This is a genomic window from Sphingobium aquiterrae (assembly GCF_037154135.1).
In the GTDB taxonomy this organism is placed as follows: Bacteria; Pseudomonadota; Alphaproteobacteria; order Sphingomonadales; family Sphingomonadaceae; genus Sphingobium; species Sphingobium aquiterrae.
The window spans coordinates 24,915-41,549 of sequence record NZ_JBANFL010000003.1 but is presented as its reverse complement, the minus strand read 5'-3'; the positions used below and the strand labels follow the sequence as shown (position 1 = coordinate 41,549).

At 66.3% G+C, this 16,635-nt stretch carries 16 protein-coding genes; 6 read left to right on the top strand and 10 right to left on the bottom strand.

The annotated features are described in order from the left end of the window. Positions 1-61: 61 nt before the first annotated feature. On the top strand, positions 62-955 hold the full coding sequence (locus tag WFP78_RS04145; RefSeq protein ID WP_336959010.1) for a LysR family transcriptional regulator: 894 nt from the start codon (positions 62-64) through the stop codon (positions 953-955). A 215-nt stretch (positions 956-1,170) separates the two neighbouring features. Here the strand turns inward: WFP78_RS04145 and WFP78_RS04140 are convergent, their stop codons facing one another. After that, positions 1,171-1,947 (bottom strand): hypothetical protein, encoded by a 777-nt coding sequence (locus WFP78_RS04140; protein WP_336959008.1) that lies wholly within the window; start codon positions 1,945-1,947, stop codon positions 1,171-1,173. Between the two features lie 307 nt (positions 1,948-2,254). Here WFP78_RS04140 and ctrA point away from each other — a divergent pair, with 307 nt between their 5' ends. Both ctrA and WFP78_RS04130 read left to right on the top strand, forming a co-directional pair. Next, the gene (gene ctrA / locus WFP78_RS04135; RefSeq protein ID WP_336959006.1) at positions 2,255-2,962 is read left to right on the top strand and encodes a response regulator transcription factor CtrA; all 708 of its coding nucleotides are present in this window, start codon (positions 2,255-2,257) and stop codon (positions 2,960-2,962) included. 167 nt (positions 2,963-3,129) lie between these two features. After that, entirely contained in the window at positions 3,130-3,312 is a 183-nt protein-coding gene (locus WFP78_RS04130) for a DUF4169 family protein (RefSeq protein ID WP_336959004.1), read from the top strand. A gap of 367 nt (positions 3,313-3,679) precedes the next feature. Here WFP78_RS04130 and dcd read toward each other — a convergent pair whose 3' ends face one another. From dcd to WFP78_RS04110, 4 genes are read right to left on the bottom strand one after another with little or no spacing between them, the layout of a single operon-like run. Continuing rightward, complete coding sequence (gene dcd / locus WFP78_RS04125) at positions 3,680-4,234, bottom strand: dCTP deaminase (RefSeq protein ID WP_336959002.1); 555 nt, start codon at positions 4,232-4,234, stop codon at positions 3,680-3,682. Positions 4,235-4,238: 4 nt separating this feature from the next. Beyond that, a complete protein-coding gene (locus tag WFP78_RS04120) occupies positions 4,239-4,757 on the bottom strand; it encodes a cytidine deaminase (RefSeq protein WP_336959000.1) in 519 nt (172 codons plus the stop codon). Then, on the bottom strand, positions 4,754-5,464 hold the full coding sequence (locus WFP78_RS04115) for a GH25 family lysozyme (protein WP_336958998.1): 711 nt from the start codon (positions 5,462-5,464) through the stop codon (positions 4,754-4,756). The genes WFP78_RS04120 and WFP78_RS04115 overlap by 4 nt, the downstream gene beginning before the upstream one ends. Continuing rightward, positions 5,461-5,943, bottom strand: coding sequence for a UPF0262 family protein (locus tag WFP78_RS04110; protein WP_336958996.1), 483 nt, complete (start codon positions 5,941-5,943; stop codon positions 5,461-5,463). The genes WFP78_RS04115 and WFP78_RS04110 overlap by 4 nt, the downstream gene beginning before the upstream one ends. Positions 5,944-6,092: 149 nt before the next feature. Here WFP78_RS04110 and WFP78_RS04105 point away from each other — a divergent pair, with 149 nt between their 5' ends. Next, on the top strand, positions 6,093-7,577 hold the full coding sequence (locus WFP78_RS04105) for a replicative DNA helicase (RefSeq protein ID WP_336958994.1): 1,485 nt from the start codon (positions 6,093-6,095) through the stop codon (positions 7,575-7,577). Between the two features lie 161 nt (positions 7,578-7,738). Further along, positions 7,739-8,569, top strand: a complete 831-nt coding sequence (locus tag WFP78_RS04100) for a L,D-transpeptidase family protein (RefSeq protein WP_336958992.1) — start codon at positions 7,739-7,741, stop codon at positions 8,567-8,569. A gap of 350 nt (positions 8,570-8,919) precedes the next feature. On the opposite strand, the gene WFP78_RS04095 is transcribed toward WFP78_RS04100, so the two are convergent. Genes WFP78_RS04095 through cobA form a run of 5 tightly spaced genes read right to left on the bottom strand, consistent with a single transcriptional unit; the run spans position 8,920 to position 12,823 of the window. Then, positions 8,920-9,699, bottom strand: coding sequence for a phosphoadenylyl-sulfate reductase (locus tag WFP78_RS04095; RefSeq protein ID WP_336958990.1), 780 nt, complete (start codon positions 9,697-9,699; stop codon positions 8,920-8,922). Continuing rightward, on the bottom strand, positions 9,692-10,132 hold the full coding sequence (locus WFP78_RS04090) for a DUF934 domain-containing protein (protein ID WP_336958987.1): 441 nt from the start codon (positions 10,130-10,132) through the stop codon (positions 9,692-9,694). The genes WFP78_RS04095 and WFP78_RS04090 overlap by 8 nt, the downstream gene beginning before the upstream one ends. Further along, positions 10,125-11,756 carry a nitrite/sulfite reductase gene (locus WFP78_RS04085; RefSeq protein ID WP_336958985.1) on the bottom strand — a complete coding sequence of 544 codons (1,632 nt, stop codon included), beginning with the start codon at positions 11,754-11,756 and terminating at the stop codon, positions 10,125-10,127. Before WFP78_RS04085 ends, WFP78_RS04090 begins: the two co-directional genes overlap by 8 nt. Positions 11,757-11,762: 6 nt before the next feature. Continuing rightward, a complete protein-coding gene (locus WFP78_RS04080; RefSeq protein WP_336958983.1) occupies positions 11,763-12,050 on the bottom strand; it encodes a DUF2849 domain-containing protein in 288 nt (95 codons plus the stop codon). Continuing rightward, entirely contained in the window at positions 12,047-12,823 is a 777-nt protein-coding gene (cobA, locus tag WFP78_RS04075; RefSeq protein WP_336958981.1) for a uroporphyrinogen-III C-methyltransferase, read from the bottom strand. The genes WFP78_RS04080 and cobA overlap by 4 nt, the downstream gene beginning before the upstream one ends. Before the next feature lie 293 nt (positions 12,824-13,116). Here cobA and WFP78_RS04070 point away from each other — a divergent pair, with 293 nt between their 5' ends. Further along, complete coding sequence (locus WFP78_RS04070; RefSeq protein ID WP_336958979.1) at positions 13,117-16,506, top strand: hybrid sensor histidine kinase/response regulator; 3,390 nt, start codon at positions 13,117-13,119, stop codon at positions 16,504-16,506. Positions 16,507-16,635: the final 129 nt, after the last annotated feature.

Genomic DNA, 16,635 nt, shown 5'->3' with positions numbered 1-16,635 from the left:
GCATAAAATAGGCAGCAGGATCGTTTCGAAAACAGGCAGTGTCGAAACGGATTGTTTCCCCATGAGATTACCGGATTTCGAGGCTTGGGCGATGTTCGCCGCCGTGGTGGAGCATCGCAGTTTCACCGACGCGGCCAAGGCGCTCAGCGTGTCCAAGGCGACGGTATCCAAGGCCGTCACCCGGCTGGAGCAGCATCTGGACACCAGCCTGTTCAGCCGCACCAGCCGCCGCCTGGCGCTGACCGAAAGCGGCAAGCGGCTGGCCGATCATGCTGCGCGGATCATGGGCGAGGGGATGGCGGCGGAAGAGGCCGCGCGCGACGAAACCGCCGACCTCGTCGGCATCGTCCGCCTGGGCGCGCCCATGACCTTCGGCCTCAAGCGGGTCGCGCCGCTGCTGGCCGATTTCATGGCGCAATATCCGGGCGTGAATGTCGACCTGCATTTGTCGGACGAGCGGATCGACATTGTCGAAATGGGGCTGGATGCCACGCTGCGCATCGCCGACATGCCCGACAGCTCGCTGCGCGCGCGGCGGCTGGCGGATGTGGCGGCGCATTTCGTCGTCGCCCCCGCCTATCTGGCGGCACGCGGCACGCCGACCCACCCGTCCGACCTCGGCGCCCATGATTTCCTGTGCTATGCCAATATACCCACGCCCGATGTGCTGCGATTGCGCGGGCCGGGGGGGCAGCAGCTGGTCGTGCAGCTCAAGGCGCGGCTGTTGACCAACAGCGGCGAGGCGATGCTCCCCGCGCTGCGGCAGGGCATCGGCATCGCCCTGCTGCCGGATTTCATCATCGGGGACGATCTGGCGGAGGGGACGCTGGTGGAAATCCTGCCCGACTGGCGGCCGCCGCCCTTCGGCCTGCATCTGGTGACGCCGCCCTCGCGCCTGCGGCCGGCCCGCGTGCAGGCGCTGCTGGATTTCCTGATCGCCCGCCACGGTTGCTGACAGGTCGGCCGGCATGCCGGCCGACCCTGGAGCAGGGTCCGATCGGATTGGATCATGCTCTATTCGTCTTTTGTTTTCCGTCTGCTCCCAGGCGCCAGCTGAGTCCGCCCGACTGGAAATCCGCTAGAGCATTTTCAAATTGACCGTTTACGGTCAATGGCTCGGAAAATGCGACAACAAAGGACGAGAGCGTTTTCGCTCATAGTGAAAACGCTCTAGCAGGTGGGCGGCGCATAGCCTTCGGCGGCCGTCGCCTTGCCATCCTTGCCGATGCTGTAGCGCACGGTGCCGCCCGGCGACCCCTGATAGATCATGTCGAACCGCTGGCCCTTGCGCACCGGCATGATCCTGCCAGTGACGCTGCTGTGGGCCTCGCCGGCATCGGCGACCGCGCCGCCATTGTCATAGCTGACCGGGATGGCCTCCGCCATCAGCAGGGGCTTGTCCGGGGTCAGCGCCACCAATGTCATGCTGGAACAGCTATAGCCCTGCCAGGTGCCGCCGCCGCTGGCCGCGATGACCGGCACGGGCATCAGGTCTTCCCGGATCTGCCAGTCGGGCGGTGCGCCCCAGCTGCCGCCGCCGATCATGTCGGGCCAGCTGCCGGCCGGCTCGAAGCCCTTTTCGCCGACGTTCAGGTAACGGATTTCCAGCGCGCCCGAACAGCCATGGCAATCGCCGTCCCGCACCGGGTTGAGCAGCACCCAGCGGCCGTCGATCCGCCGCAGGCTGGGCGTCATGTCGGCATCTCCGGCCTGGGCCATCACTCCCGCCGCCTTCATCGCCAGCGCCAGCCGCTCGGCAGGGGGCAGGGTTTCGGGTGCAAAGGCTGCCGGCTGCCCGGCCGCGGGGGATGCCGCTGCCCCGCTGCGCGCCGGCGTGCCCTCATTGTCCGGGACGGGCGATGAGCATGAGGACAGCAGCACCGCCAATGCGACGGGCGCCAGCGCAGGGGCCGTGATGCGGCGCTGCACGAATCGGCAAAAGGCCACGATGTTTCCTTATATGCTGATGCAGTTGTTCGATCCGGGATGGCGTGCGCCGACAGGCATACACGGCAAGGCAGGATGTTTCCGTCATCGAAATTATATTGACTCGTGAAACATGAACAGCGGCATTTCATCTCACCATAGCATGTAAAGTTCCACGACTCGCCTGTTTACGCCGGTTAGAGAAAAATTAACCTTTTGCGTTCACAACTGGTTTGGTTAATAGATGCGAACGGCTGTGGCATCCGACAGGGGCCGCGTTGGGGGCAACCGGGCGTAGCTGTTGGGGTGAAAACAAGGGGCTGGCATAATGCGCGTGCTGCTGATCGAAGACGAACCGACGACCGCAAAGGCCATTGAGCTGATGCTGACGACCGAGGGTTTCAACGTCTATACGACGGACCTGGGCGAGGAAGGCCTCGACCTGGGAAAGCTGTATGACTACGACATCATCTGTCTCGACCTGAACCTGCCGGACATGCACGGCTATGACGTGCTGAAGAAGCTGCGCGCGGCCAAGGTGCAGACACCCGTGCTCATCCTGTCCGGCATTGCGGAGATGGACAGCAAGGTCCGCTCCTTCGGCTTCGGCGCCGACGATTATGTGACCAAGCCCTTCCATCGCGAGGAACTGGTGGCGCGCATCCATGCCGTCGTCCGCCGCTCCAAGGGCCATTCGCAGTCGGTCATCCGCACCGGCAAGCTCGCCGTCAACCTGGACGCCAAGACCGTGGAAGTGGACAGCAACCGCGTCCACCTGACCGGCAAGGAATATGCGATGCTGGAGCTGCTCTCGCTCCGCAAGGGCACCACGCTGACCAAGGAAATGTTCCTGAACCACCTCTATGGCGGCATGGACGAACCCGAACTCAAGATCATCGACGTGTTCATCTGCAAGCTGCGCAAGAAGCTGGCGCTGGCCTGCGGCGGCGAAAATTATATCGAGACCGTCTGGGGCCGCGGCTATGTGCTGCGCGACGAGGACGACGCCATGGAGCCCGAAATCCGCGTCGCCTGACGCTGCATATGGGGCAGTCCAGAATCTACAGGCTTCCGAACGGGGCACAGGAAAGGCCGGTATTCCAGGGGGGAATGCCGGCCTTTTCATCTTGGCGTTTCGTCAGCCCTCGCCCATCGCCACGAATGCCGATGGCGCAAGCGCCATGGCACGGGTAGAAGGGCGCCATGGCTGAGATCATCAATCTGAGGCAGGCCCGCAAGGCCAAGGCACGCGCGGACGCCGCCAGGGCCGCCGCCGCCAACCGCGCCAAATTCGGCCGCACAAAAGCCGAAAAGCAGGCCGCCGAAAGAGAAAACGCCGCCCGCGCGAAGCTGTTGGATGGGGCCAGCCTGAACGACAAGGATTGATGGTCTGGGGATGGCCGGACCAGCCTGCAAGATGTTGCGGTACTGTGTCTGTTTGCGAGCGGTAGCCGCCTATTCGCACCGTCACCCTGAACATGTTTCGGGGTCCATTTCGTCAAATGAAACCCGGGCTCGCGGGGCGTAATGGATGCTGAAACACATTCAGCATGACGCAGATGGGATCGTCCGCAATCCACCCTCTACCGTCATGCCGGACTTGATCCGGCATCCATTGGCTCGGCGGCCCCCTGTTCTCGCAGCGTTTGCGCTCATAGATCCCGGATCGGGTCCGGGATGACGAAATTGGGTGGAAGGGATGAGAACCGGACCGTCCACTTCCCACCCAAAGCCACAAACCGTCCGTCCCCCCCTATAACTTTGGCAACGTCACCCCGCGCTGGCCCATATATTTGCCCGCGCGGTCGGCATAGCTGGTTTCGCATGGCTCGTTGCCCTGCAGGAACAGGAACTGGCAGGCGCCTTCGTTGGCGTAGATGCGCGCGGGGAGCGGGGTGGTGTTGGAGAATTCCAGGGTCACATGGCCTTCCCAGCCCGGCTCCAGCGGGGTCACGTTCACGATGATGCCGCAGCGGGCATAGGTCGACTTGCCGAGGCAGATGACCAGCACGTCGCGCGGCACGCGGAAATATTCCACCGTGCGGGCCAGGGCGAAGCTGTTGGGCGGGATGATGCAGCAGTCGGTCTTGCGGTCGACCAGGCTCTTGCCGTCGAAATTCTTGGGGTCCACCACGGCGCTGTCGACATTGGTGAAGATCTTGAACTCGTCCGCCACCCGCGCGTCATAGCCATAGGAGGAGAGGCCGTAGCTGATGCAGCCGTCGCGCTTCTGCGTCTCCACGAACGGCTCGATCATGCCGTGCTCCTGCGCCTGGGTGCGAATCCATTTGTCCGACAGGATTGCCATCGCTTCAGTTCCCCTGGTTTTTCTTGTTCGGCCCGATGCCGAGATTGGCCGGGCCGAAGGCATGCGGCAGCAGCTGCGCCAGCCTGTGTTCCACCACCGCGTCGCCGCGCACCGCCGCGCAGTGGATGGCGAGCGTGCGGCCGGCCATCTGCTCCGCCTCGTTCATCACCTGCCGGCAGCGGCCGCAGGGACTGACGACGACATCGTCGCCCGACCCGTCCATCGGCGCGCCGACCACCGCGATCGCCGCCACGTCCGCCAGCCGCCCGGCGGCGTTGACGCTCGCCAGCGCCACGGTTTCAGCGCAGAGCGACAGGCCGTAGCTGGCATTTTCGAAATTGCTGCCGGTCACGATGCTGCCGTCGGTCAGCCGCACCGCCGCGCCCACGGCAAAGCGGCTATAGGGCGCATGGGCATGGCCCCGCGCGGCGCGGGCGCGCGCCACAAGGGCGGCGGTTTCGGGCGGGATGCCATTTTCAGGCGAAGGGCCGTTTTCAGGCGAAAAGGACGGGCTGTCGGTCATGGCGCAACCACATCCCATTCCACCGGCTTTTCCACGCCGTCAAGCCGCCGCATGTTCGAAGCGGTCCACATCACCCAGGGGTGGGCGGCATAATCGGGGGCCAGGAAATTCCCCTCCAGCCACAGCGTGCGGTTGATGCCGCTGCCGATGTCGTAGCTGGCGTCGAACGCCCTGGAGACGCGCAGCAGCGCGGGCTTGCCGGCATGACCCTCGATCAGGTTGAGGAAGGTGTTGAGTTCGGACAGCAGCGCGTCGCGGCTGGGGCGCGTCGCGCAGCCGGGCTCGAAATCCAGCCGCACCACGGGGGGCAGGGCGGCATTGTCGCGCGGCACCGTGGTCATGAACAGGGTCGCCTGATCGGCGGCATTGCGGCACAGGCTGAACAGATGTTCGGCGCCATAGCGCAGCCCCGCCGCCCGCGCCCCGGCCCAGTTCGCGGCAAAGGCGGGGTCGCGCCGGTCGGAACCCGTGGAGGCGCGGACATAGACGAAATCGGCCTGCCGCACGCGCACCGTGCCCCAGTCGATCGTGCCGCTGGCCGCGCTCACGGAAAGGCCCTGCACCGGATAGGTCTCCCGCGAGGGGGTCCAGTAACCGGCGTAGATCCACGCCGCCAGCGCCGCGAGCGCCAGCCCCGCAACGGGGATCGCCAGGCGCAGCAACTGCGCCCCGGCACCGCGCCGGCCATACGGCTTATAGGGGCTCATGCCTTGATATGCAGTACGCACAGTAGCGTGAAGAGGCGGCGGGCGGTGTCGAAATCCACGTCGATCTTGCCCTGCAGCCGCTCCTTCAGCATCTCCGCCGCGTCGTTGTGGATGCCGCGCCGGGCCATGTCCACCGTCTCGATCTGTTGCGGGGTCGACGACCGGATCGCCTGATAATAGCTGTCGCAAATGGCGAAATATTCGCGGATCGGGCGGTGGAAACGGCCCATCCCCATGATGATCCCTTCCAGGAAGCTGCCGTCTTCCCGCGAAATCTCGATCATCAGCCGCCCGTCCTCCACGCGCAGCCGCACGCGATAGGGGCCGGCATAGCCATCCTCATGATGCCGCTCGGGCCGGAAATAATTCTCTTCCAGCAGGTCCAGCATGGCGACGCGCCGCTCCTGCTCGATATCGGCATTGCGCCGGATGATCGTTTTTTCATCCAGCTCGATGTCTATGATGCGCGGGTCAGCCATGTTCGCCTCTGTCCCTGCGTTGCCTGCACGGAAAGATCAAGCATTAGAGCGGTCGGCCGACGGCGTCAGCCCGGCTTATCCACAGCTGCGTGCGGTCGTTTCCGCCTTGCCGCTTGCACACCCCCCCGCAAGCCCGGCATTATGGGGGGATGGCCGAACTCAAGATGCTGTCTCCCGCGCCCGACCAGGCACCCACCGAACTGCCCCGCAATGTGGAGGCGGAAGCCGCGCTGCTGGGCGCGCTGATGATCGACAACCGAATCGCGGAAGACGTGCAGATCAGGCTGCGCGCCGAGCATTTCTTCGAACCGCTGCACGGCCGCATCTATGACGCGGTGCTGAAGCTGCTGGACCGGAACATGGTCGCCAATCCGGTGACGCTGAAACCCATGCTGGAGCAGGACCCGGCGCTGAAGGAGCTGGGCGGCCCGGCCTATCTGGTGCAGCTGACCGGCAATAACGCCGCGCTGATCGGCGCGCGCGACTTCGCCCAGCAGATATTCGACCTCGCCCTGTTGCGCGAGCTGGTGGGCGTGGGGCGGGAACTCGTCACCAATGCGCTCGACACCAGCGAGGATGTCGATCCCCGCGCCCAGATCGAGGCGGCGGAAGTCGCGCTCTACAAGGTGTCGGAGGGGGAGAGCGAGACCGGATCGGTCAAGAGCTTCCTGGCCGCCTCCACCATGGCGATGCAGGTGGCCGAACGCGCGCTCAACAGCGGCGGCCATGTCTCGGGCATCACCACCGGCATCAACAGCCTGAACGAGAAGATCGGCGGCCTGCACAACAGCGATCTCATGATCCTGGCCGGGCGTCCGGGCATGGGCAAGACCTCGCTTGCCACCAACATCGCCTATAATGCTGCCTCCCGCTGGGTCAGGGACAATGCGGCGGGCATCGCGCCGGAGAAGAATCTGGGTGCGAAGACGGCCTTTTTCAGCCTGGAAATGTCGGCGGACCAGCTGGCGACCCGCGTGCTGGCCGAACAATCGGGGATCAGCGGCGAATCGCTGCGCATGGGCAAGATCAGCCGGCAGGATTTCCAGAACCTCTCCCGCGCCGCCCGCGACCTGCAGGATCTGCCGCTGTTCATCGACGATACGCCGGGCCTCACCATCGCCGCGCTGCGCACCCGCGCGCGCCGCCTGAAGCGCCGCCACGATATCGGCTTCATCGTTGTCGACTATCTCCAGCTGCTGCAGGGCACGGGCAAGGCGGGCGACAATCGCGTGAATGAGATTTCGGAAATCTCGCGCGGCCTGAAGACTCTGGCGAAGGAACTGCATCTGCCCGTGCTGGCGCTCTCCCAGCTCAGCCGTGCGGTGGAACAGCGCGAGGACAAGCGCCCGCAGCTGTCCGACCTGCGCGAATCCGGCTCGATCGAGCAGGATGCGGACATGGTGTGGTTCGTGTTCCGCGAGGATTATTATGTCGCCGCCAAGGAACCGGGGAACAAGGAAGGCCCCGAGCACCAGCAATGGGCCGAGGAGATGGAGCGCATCTACGGCCTTGCCGAAGTGATCGTCGCCAAGCAGCGCCACGGCTCCACCGGCCGTATCCGCATGAAGTTCGACGCGCGGATCACCCGCTTTTCCGATCTTGCCGAAGGCAGCTATCTGGAAGACCTGGAATAGGCGGGCGTCGGCGGGCGGTGTGGGGAAATCGCGTTCCGTCGCTGCCATCATGCGGTTCGTCCCGATTTAGCACCGATATGGTGTGACCGTGCCCGCCTTGAGGCTTGTGCATGCCCCGCCCGGCAGGCAAGCATCGGGATGTGACGTCATGCCGCCCCTTCATGATGGCCGCCGTTCTGTTGACGGTGGGCCTGCCCGCATCGGGCTTTGCCACAATGGCCCGCGCCGAAGAGGCTATCGCGCCATCCGATGGCGAGGCGGGCCTGAAACAGGCCGCGCGCAGCCTGTCGCCGGGCGCCTATCTGTGGGACGAGCGGCTGGTCGCGGCGGGTCCGCTCTCCCTGCATGTCAGCATCGGGGAGCAGCGGCTCTACGTCTATCGCGGCGGCAGGCTGGTGGCGGTGTCGACCGTGTCGACCGGCATGGCCGGGCATCGCACCCCCACGGGCACTTTCAGCATACTCCAGAAGCGCGAATGGCACCGCTCCAACCTCTACAGCAATGCGCCCATGCCCTTCATGCAGCGGCTGACCTGGGGCGGGATCGCGCTGCACGCCGGCCATAATCCGGGCCGCCCCGCCTCGCACGGCTGCATCCGCCTGCCCTATGCCTTCGCCCGGCGGCTCTTCGGCGAGACGGTGCTGGGCACGCAGGTCAGGATGACCGACAGCGTCGACGGCACGGTCTATTATCTGGAGGTGGATGACGACATCTACCGCGACAATCGCGCCGGGCCGACGTTCACGCCGCCTGTTGCAGCCCCGCCTGTCGCAATCTCGCCGTTCGCAACCTCGTCAGTCATCGCCCAGGCGCCGCAAGCACCCCAGCCGGCCGCCACGCCGCTGGTGTTGCGCTACGACGCCGGCGTCGCCACCAGCTTGCGGGACGCCGCGCCGGCCATGCCCGCCGCTCGCCCGGACAACGACCCCGCCGATACGCCGCCGCCCGATCCATGGAACGGCACGGCCCGCCCGCACTGGATCATACGCTGACGTTCCAGTTGTCGAAGGCTTGCCGCCAGGCCGCGATTGCCATGGGAATGTCTGATACGGGTGGAAAGCATTCTTTCGTCATTCCCGCGCAGGCGGGAATCCATCTCCCATGAGAAAGTACTGGATGCCAGGTCAGGAGTTGGGTTCCCGCCTGCGCGGGAATGACGGGAGTGGGTGGTTGGCGGACATTCATTTCTCGTCATGCTGAACGTGTTTCAGCATCCATAGCGCCACACACGCCTTCGCTCAATTCGGAGAAATAGACTCTGAAACACGTTCAGGGTGACGATGACTAGACGTCCGCCTCTGGCCGACAATCACCCATCCGACACAATCGCCAGCCGCTCCTCTCAGAACACCGGCTGGTTCGCCGGATCGTCCGGGTCGGCCAGCGGGGTCGTGCTGCCGTGGATGCCGCATTCCACCTTGTCCCATCCGCGCCAGCGGCCCGCGCGCGGGTCTTCGCCCGGCAGCACTTTCGACGTGCAGGGTTCGCAGCCGATCGACAGATAGCCTTCGGCCTCCAGCGGGTGGCGGGGCAGGGCGTGCGCTGCGAAATAGGCTTCCAGATCGGTCTTGGTCCAGTCGCCCAGCGGGTTGATCTTCAGCCGCCCGTCCTCGATCTCGAAGCGGGGGATGTTCTGCCGGGTGACGGACTGGAACGCCTTGCGCCCGGAAATCCAGCTGTCCAGCCCCTGTTTGGCGCGGGCCAGCGGCTCCACTTTGCGGATCGCGCAGCAGCCATCGGGGTCGTAGGACCAGCGCAGGCCAGTTTCGTCCTTCTGCGCCAGCATCGCGGCGTCCGGCGTCACCGCGCGGCTGTCGGTAAAGCCCAGCGTCGCCATCAGCGTTTCGCGATAGGCCAGCGTTTCGGGGAACATCTTGAGCGTATCGACGAAGATCACCGGCACGCTCCGGTCCGCCTGCGCGATCAGGTGCAGCAGCACGGCGCTTTCGGTGCCGAAGGAGGAGACGACCGCGACAGTGCCCAGCAGCTTTTCGGCAAAGATCGTGCGGAGCATGGGCAGCGTCTCGACGCCCTCGAACCGGGCGTTGAGCGCGTCGGCATCTGCCTGCGTGAAGGCGGGGCGTGTGTCGATGACGTCGAGGATGCGTGCGGCGTCAGCCATGGGTGGCCTCCGGATGGCGCTTGGCCCAGATGGGCGTGTGCGCGTCCACCGACTTCTGGTAGACATCGGCATAGCGTTCCAGCGACGCGGTGACGATGGCGGGGTCGAGCGGCGCATCGGGCGCGACGCTGTCGAACCCGCAACGGCGCATGGCGAGCAGCTGGTCTACCAGTACGTCGCCCACCGCCCGCAATTCGCCGGCATAGCCCGCCTCGCGCAGGATGCGCGCCGCCGAATAGCCGCGCCCGTCGCCGAACATGGGGAAGTTCACCTCCACCAGCGCGATCCGGTCGAGATGGGGGAGGAGCAGGCGCGCATCCTCGCCCGGCTCGATCCGCACGGCGGTCGCGTTGCTGACGCCGGTGAACGCTTCCACGCTCACCGCTTGTTCGGCCACGGGCGCCTCGCCACGGAAATTCAGCACATCAGCCATAGATCGCTTCCTTGAACGGGGCCATGCCCAGACGGCGATAGGTATCGACGAAACGTTCGCCATCGGTGCGGTTGGCGAGATAGACGTCCGTCACCTTCTCGATCGCGTCGACCACGCCATCCTCGCTGAAGCCGGGGCCGGTGATCTGGCCCAGGCTCACGTCTTCCGCGCCCGATCCGCCCAGCGACAGCTGGAAATTCTCGATGCCCTTCCGGTCGACGCCAAGGATGCCGATATGGCCCGCATGATGATGGCCGCAGGCGTTGATGCAGCCGGAAATCTTGAGCTTCAGTTCGCCCAGTTCGCGCTGCCGCTGCTGGTCGGCAAAGCGCGCCGCGATCTTCTGCGCCAGCGGGATCGAACGGGCATTGGCGAGCGCGCAATAATCCAGGCCAGGGCAGGCGATGATGTCGGTGATGAGGTCCAGATTGGCCTCCGCCAGCCCGGCTTCGTCCAGCGCCTGCCAGATCGTGTAGAGATCCGCCTTCTTCACATGCGGCAGGACGAGGTTCTGCGCATGGGTGACGCGCAGCTCGTTGAGCGAATGGCGTTCGGCCAAGTCCGCGACCAGGTCGATCTGGTCGGCGGAGGCATCGCCCGGGATGCCGCCGACCGGCTTCAGGCTGATGTTGACGATCGCATAGCCGGGCGCCTTGTGGGCGGCGACATTCTGGTCGAGCCACAGGGCGAAGGCGGGATCGGAACGGTCCACGGCTTCGGGCAGGCCGCTTTCATAGCCGGGATCGGCGAAGAATGCGCGGATGCGGTCCAGTTCTTCGGTGGGCGGGTTGATGCCCAGTGTCTTCATATGGGCGAATTCTTCCTCGACCTGGCGGCGATATTCCTCGACGCCCAGTTCGTGGACCAGGATCTTGATCCGCGCCTTGTACTTGTTGTCGCGCCGGCCATAGCGGTTGTAGACGCGCAGGCACGCCTCGACATAGGAAATGATCTCGTCTTCGGCCACGAAGTCCCTGATTTCCGGTGCGATCATCGGCGTGCGGCCCATGCCGCCGCCGGCGAACACGCGGGCGCCGATGACGCCGTCCTTCTCCACCAGCTCCAGGCCGAGGTCGTGCAGCCGCATCGCAGCGCGATCCTCAGGGCTCGCGATCACGCAGATCTTGAACTTGCGCGGCAGGTAAGTGAACTCCGGGTGGAAGCTCGACCATTGGCGCAGCAGCTCGGCCCAGGGGCGGGGGTCCGTCACCTCGTCGGCGGAGACGCCAGCATATTGGTCCGAACTGATGTTGCGGATGCAGTTGCCGCTGGTCTGGATGGCGTGCATCTCCACCGTGGAGAGTTCGGCCAGGATGTCGGCGGCATCGTCCAGCTTGATCCAGTTATACTGGATGTTCTGGCGGGTGGTGAAATGGCCATAGCCCTTGTCGTACTTGCGGGCGATATGGCCCAGCATCCGCATCTGCGGGCCGGACAGCGTGCCATAGGGGATGGCGACGCGCAGCATATAGGCGTGCAGCTGCAGATACAGGCCGTTCATCAGGCGCAGCGGCTTGAACTGGTCCTCGGTCAGTTCTCCGGCCAGGCGACGGCGGGCCTGATCGCGAAATTCCTCGACCCGGGCATCGACCATCGCCTGATCATAGTTGTCGTAACGATACATGGAATATCAGGCCTTTACGATCGGAATTGCAGTGTTGATGGCAAGGTCCGTCCGCACCGTCGGGCCGCTTGCCCGGATGCGTTCCTTGATATGGCTGGGCATCGGGCCGGCGGGGGTCGGCTCGGCGTCGATCACATAGCCGGCGTTGACGCGCAGCGCGGCGGTTTCCCGCGCCAGCAGGGCTTCGCCTTCCGTACCGACATCGGCGGCGTCGCCCACATGGCGCGACCAGCCGGAGCCCGTCCACCAGATGACATCGCCGCTCGCCAGATCATTCCCCGTCAGAAGCTTCACCCATTCATCTCCAGTTCGGTGGCCCATCGGGCCATGCTGTCCTTTGCGTCGGCCCGCGCCGCGACTTCGCCGACCACGATCAACGCCGGGCTCTTCACCTGTTCGCGCACGATCATGTCGCCAAGGTCGGTCAGCAGGGTGCGCAGCGCCCGGCTGTCCTTGCGCGTGCCCTTTTCCAGCACGGCGACCGGCATGGCCGGCGATACGCCGTCGGCGATCAGCTTGTCGGCGATGTCGGCGGCGGTGGCGACGCCCATGTAGATAACGAGCGTGCGGCCCACACCCGCAAGGCCCGACCAGTCCTGATCGGAAAGCCCCTTGCACTGCCCGGCGACGAAGGTGACGGCGCTCGCCGCATCGCGATGGGTCAGCGGCAGCAATGCCTCGGCCGCGCAGCCCGTCGCCGCGCTGATGCCCGGCACCACCTGCACCGGCACGCCGGCGGCGCGGCAGGCTTCGGCTTCCTCGCCGCCGCGGCCGAAGATGAACGGATCGCCGCCCTTCAGGCGGATGACTTCATGCCCGGCCAGCGCCTCGCGCACGATCAGCGCGTTGATCTCTTCCTGCGGCATCGAATGGCGGCTGCGGCTCTTGGCCACGGAAATCAGCCGCGCGTCGGCGGGCGCCAAAGCGAGGATGGCGGCATCGACCAGCCCGTCATGCACGATCAGGCGCGCGGAACCGATCAGCCGCGCGGCGCGCAGCGTCAGCAGATCCGGGTCTCCCGGCCCTGCGCCCACAAGATGGACGGTTGCGATGGCGCGTTCTTCCATGCAGCGGCAGATGCCCATGGACGTGCCCGCCCGCAACCCAGAATGAGTTGATCGGGGGGTAGGAAAAGTTTGGGAGGCGGATTTCCCCGCCTTTCGGGGCGGTCGATGCGGGGGCGGACCATCGCCTGAAGAGCGCTCCGGCACGGCCGGCTCCCACCGCTGCATCATGCGGCTTGCCCCCGGCAGGATACGCGCCAGCACCGGATTTTGCGAAATGCCGCGCCCGGCGCTAAGGTCGCGCGCGGAAAGGCCTTGCGGCGGCACCGGTCGCTGTCGACGGGGCAAGAGAAGAGATGGTCATCACCCCCTTCGTCATCGCCATTGCCTATGCCGCCGCGATGTTCCTGGGCGCGGGGTGGGCGCATCGCCGGCGTGACAGGCTGAAGCACTCGCGCTGGCGCCTGCCCGCCTATGCGCTGGGCCTGTCGGTCTATTGTACCAGCTGGACCTATTTCGGCGCGGTCGGCACGGCGGTGTCGGAAGGCTGGAACTTCCTGCCCATCTATGTCGGGCCGATGCTGCTGTTCCTGTTCGGCGCGCCTTTCCTGAAGCGGATGGTCACGGCGGTCCATGCCCAGGGCGCCACCTCCATTTCCGATTTCATCGGCGCACGCTTCGGCTCCAGCCGGGGGGTGGCGGCGCTCGTCACGCTGCTCGCGCTGTTCGGCACGATCCCCTATATCGCCCTGCAACTGCGCTCGGTCGGCATGAGCTATGCCATCGTCACCGGCACCCGGTCGATCGCCTTGCCCATCCTGTGCGCGGCGGGGGTGCTGGCGCTGTTCGCGATCCTCTTCGGCACCCGCCGCTATGAAGTCGCCGCCCGGAACGAGGCGGTGCTGTTCGCGGTCGCGGCCGAATCCATCATCAAGCTGCTGGCGCTGGGCGCGGTCGCGACCTTTGCGACATGGCTGTTCCTGCGCGCGCCGGCGCTGCAGCGGGTGGAGGGGCTGGACCGGCTGGCCACGCATTTCGCCCTGCACAAGCTGGGCATCGACTTTCCGGTCGTCACGGGCCTGGCGATCATGGCCATCCTGTGCCTGCCGCGCCAATTCTACATCGGTGTCATGGAGGCGCGCGATCCGGGCGACATCGTGCGGGCGCGCTGGCCGTTCCTCACCTATCTGCTGCTGACCGTGCTGGCGGTGGTGCCGATCACGCTGGCGGGGCTGGCGCTGCTGGACGGGCGGGCGCGGCCCGATTTCTTCATCCTGTCGCTGCCCAGCGCGTCGGGCATGCCGGGCCTTGCGACCGTCGTCTTCCTGGGTGGCCTGTCCGCCGCCGTCGCGATGGTGGTGACGGAGGCGATCGCGCTGTCCACCATGGTGTCGAACGACCTGATCGCGCCGCTGCTGCTGCGCAGCCGGTCGGAGGAAACCAACCTTGGCGGCATCCTGCTCAACGTCCGCCGCGCTGCCATTTTGTTGCTGCTCGCCGCGGGCGCCGCTTACGCGCTGCTGATCCCCTCGCAGGCGCAGCTTGCCTCCAGCGGCCTGATCGCCTTCGTCGCGATGGCCCAATATGCCCCGGCGCTGATCATCGCGGTGATGCGGGGCGACAATGACGCGATGGCGGCGAAGGCGGGGCTGACCACCGGCCTGTTGCTATGGCTCTACACCCTGTTCCTGCCCGGTATCGGCGTCAGCATCCTGCCCGATGCGCTGGCCGGATCGCTGCTCGATCCCCGCGCGCTGATGGGGGTGAACGGGCTCAGCCTCATCACCCATGGCGCCTTGTGGAGCCTGGGCGGCAACCTGCTGGTCTTCGCGATCGTGTGGGCGCGGCGAGTGCGCGACGCCGATTTCCACATCCACCTCAGCCATCAGCGCGGCATTGCGCCCATCGCCAATCTGGGCGCGCTGGCCGACATGGTGGAGCGCTTTGTCGGCCCCCATGCGATCGGCGACCTGCTCCCGCCGGGGCAGGACCGCGCCGCGCCTGTCGACCGCAACAGCGCCCGCGCGGCGGAGCGGCTGATCGCCAGCGTCGTCGGCGCATCCTCGGCCCGCGCGGTAATGGCCTCCGCTTTGTCGGGCGAGGGGCTGGGCGTGGACGATGTGGCGCAGCTGCTCGACGCTTCCGGGCAGAGCCTGCGCTTCTCGCGCGGGCTGCTCGCCGCGACGCTGGAGAATATCGACCCCGGTGTCAGCGTGATCGATCGCAACCTGCGGCTGATCGCGTGGAACAGCCGTTATCTGGAGCTGTTCGGCTATCCTGCCGGCATGGTCCGCGTCGGCGCGCCCGTTTCCGACCTCATCCGCTTCAATGCCGAGCGCGGCGAATGCGGGCCGGGCGAGGTGGAACAGCATGTCGCCAAGCGGCTGGGCCATATGCGCGACGGCCGCCATCATGCCTTCCAGCGCCGGCGGCTGGACGGGCGGGTGATCAAGACCGTGGGCGGGCCGATGCCCGATGGCGGCTATGTCATGTGCTTCACCGACATCACGGCGGAGGCGCAGGCGGTGGCCGGCATCGAACTGGCCAAGGTCGAGCTGGAGCGGCGGGTGGACGAACGCACCGCCGAGCTTTCCGACGCCAATGACAAGCTGGCGCGGGCGACGGCGGAAAAGACCCGCTTCCTGGCCGCCGCGAGCCACGACCTGCTGCAGCCGCTGCACGCCGCGCGGCTCTTTTCCGAAGCGCTGCGCCGCAAGCTGCCGGAGGGGGACCGGCCGATGCTGGGCCGTATCGACCGGTCGATCGAGGCGGCGAACGACCTGCTGCGGGCGCTGCTCGACATTTCGAAAATGGATGCCGGCGGCGTCGTGCCGCATCCCGTGCCGGTCGCGGTGCGGCCGCTGCTGCTGGAACTGGCCGAAAGCCTGGAGCCGCTGGCGGCGGAGCGCGGGCTCTCCCTGCGCGTGGCGCCGGGCACGGGCGCCGTGCATAGCGACCCGACCCTGCTGCGCTCCATTCTGCAGAACTTCCTGTCCAACGCCATCCGCTACACCCCGCGCGGCGGCGTGCTGCTGGGCGTGCGGCGGCGTGGCGTAATGCTGCGGATCGAGGTCTATGATAGCGGCATCGGCATCCCGGAGGACAAGCAGGCGCTCATCTTCCGCGAATTCGAGCGGCTGGAGGCGGCGAACGAGCCGGGCATCGGCCTTGGCCTCGCCATTGTCGAGCGTTCCGCCGCGCTGATCGGCGCGCGGGTCGAGTTGAAGTCCATGCCCGGCCGGGGCAGCCGCTTCACGCTGATCCTGCCGCGCATGGCCGATCATATCGCCGATTGCGGGGCCGGTCACATTACCGACCACATGGCCGATGTGCAGGAACCGTCGGCGCGATCCGGCGCGGTTGCCGCCAGCCCGGTGCCGGCGCGAAGCCTGCTGGCGGTGGACGACGATCCGGCCATCGGGGAGGCCATGGCCGCGCTGCTGCTGGCATCGGGCCATCGCTGCGCGTCATGCGCCACGCCGCAGGCGGCGCTGGCCCATGACGGCGCCATCGACGGCGCCCTGGTCGACTTCCATCTGGGCGGGGAGGCGATGGACGGGATCGCCCTGATCGACCGGCTGCGCGAGCGGCGGCCCGGCCTGCCCGTCGCGCTGGTGACGGCCGACCGCAGCAAGGCGATGCTGGACCGCGCCCGCCGCCGCCGCATCCCCATCCTGCAGAAACCGCTCAACCCCGCCGAACTGGACCGCTGGCTGGCGGGCGAAGACGTGGTTGCGGCGGAGTAGGGTGGGCGGGTTTACCTTCCGCGCCGTCGCTCGGTCTTTGTAGCATTGCCATTGGTTGCCTGTAGCCACTGTCGATCAACCATGCGCTGATCTCAAACATGGGAAATCAGACGACTTTCAGGACAACCG

What these genes read in the sequence shown, in the direction of transcription:
- WFP78_RS04145 (WP_336959010.1), top strand. Translation starts at nt 62, where the DNA reads ATGAGATTACCGGATTTCGAGGCTTGGGCGATGTTCGCCGCCGTGGTG.
- ctrA (WP_336959006.1), top strand. Translation starts at nt 2,255, where the DNA reads ATGCGCGTGCTGCTGATCGAAGACGAACCGACGACCGCAAAGGCCATT.
- WFP78_RS04130 (WP_336959004.1), top strand. Translation starts at nt 3,130, where the DNA reads ATGGCTGAGATCATCAATCTGAGGCAGGCCCGCAAGGCCAAGGCACGC.
- dcd (WP_336959002.1), bottom strand. Translation starts at nt 4,234, where the DNA reads ATGGCAATCCTGTCGGACAAATGGATTCGCACCCAGGCGCAGGAGCAC.
- WFP78_RS04120 (WP_336959000.1), bottom strand. Translation starts at nt 4,757, where the DNA reads ATGACCGACAGCCCGTCCTTTTCGCCTGAAAACGGCCCTTCGCCTGAA.
- WFP78_RS04115 (WP_336958998.1), bottom strand. Translation starts at nt 5,464, where the DNA reads ATGAGCCCCTATAAGCCGTATGGCCGGCGCGGTGCCGGGGCGCAGTTG.
- WFP78_RS04110 (WP_336958996.1), bottom strand. Translation starts at nt 5,943, where the DNA reads ATGGCTGACCCGCGCATCATAGACATCGAGCTGGATGAAAAAACGATC.
- WFP78_RS04105 (WP_336958994.1), top strand. Translation starts at nt 6,093, where the DNA reads ATGGCCGAACTCAAGATGCTGTCTCCCGCGCCCGACCAGGCACCCACC.
- WFP78_RS04100 (WP_336958992.1), top strand. Translation starts at nt 7,739, where the DNA reads ATGATGGCCGCCGTTCTGTTGACGGTGGGCCTGCCCGCATCGGGCTTT.
- WFP78_RS04095 (WP_336958990.1), bottom strand. Translation starts at nt 9,699, where the DNA reads ATGGCTGACGCCGCACGCATCCTCGACGTCATCGACACACGCCCCGCC.
- WFP78_RS04090 (WP_336958987.1), bottom strand. Translation starts at nt 10,132, where the DNA reads ATGGCTGATGTGCTGAATTTCCGTGGCGAGGCGCCCGTGGCCGAACAA.
- WFP78_RS04085 (WP_336958985.1), bottom strand. Translation starts at nt 11,756, where the DNA reads ATGTATCGTTACGACAACTATGATCAGGCGATGGTCGATGCCCGGGTC.
- cobA (WP_336958981.1), bottom strand. Translation starts at nt 12,823, where the DNA reads ATGGAAGAACGCGCCATCGCAACCGTCCATCTTGTGGGCGCAGGGCCG.
- WFP78_RS04070 (WP_336958979.1), top strand. Translation starts at nt 13,117, where the DNA reads ATGGTCATCACCCCCTTCGTCATCGCCATTGCCTATGCCGCCGCGATG.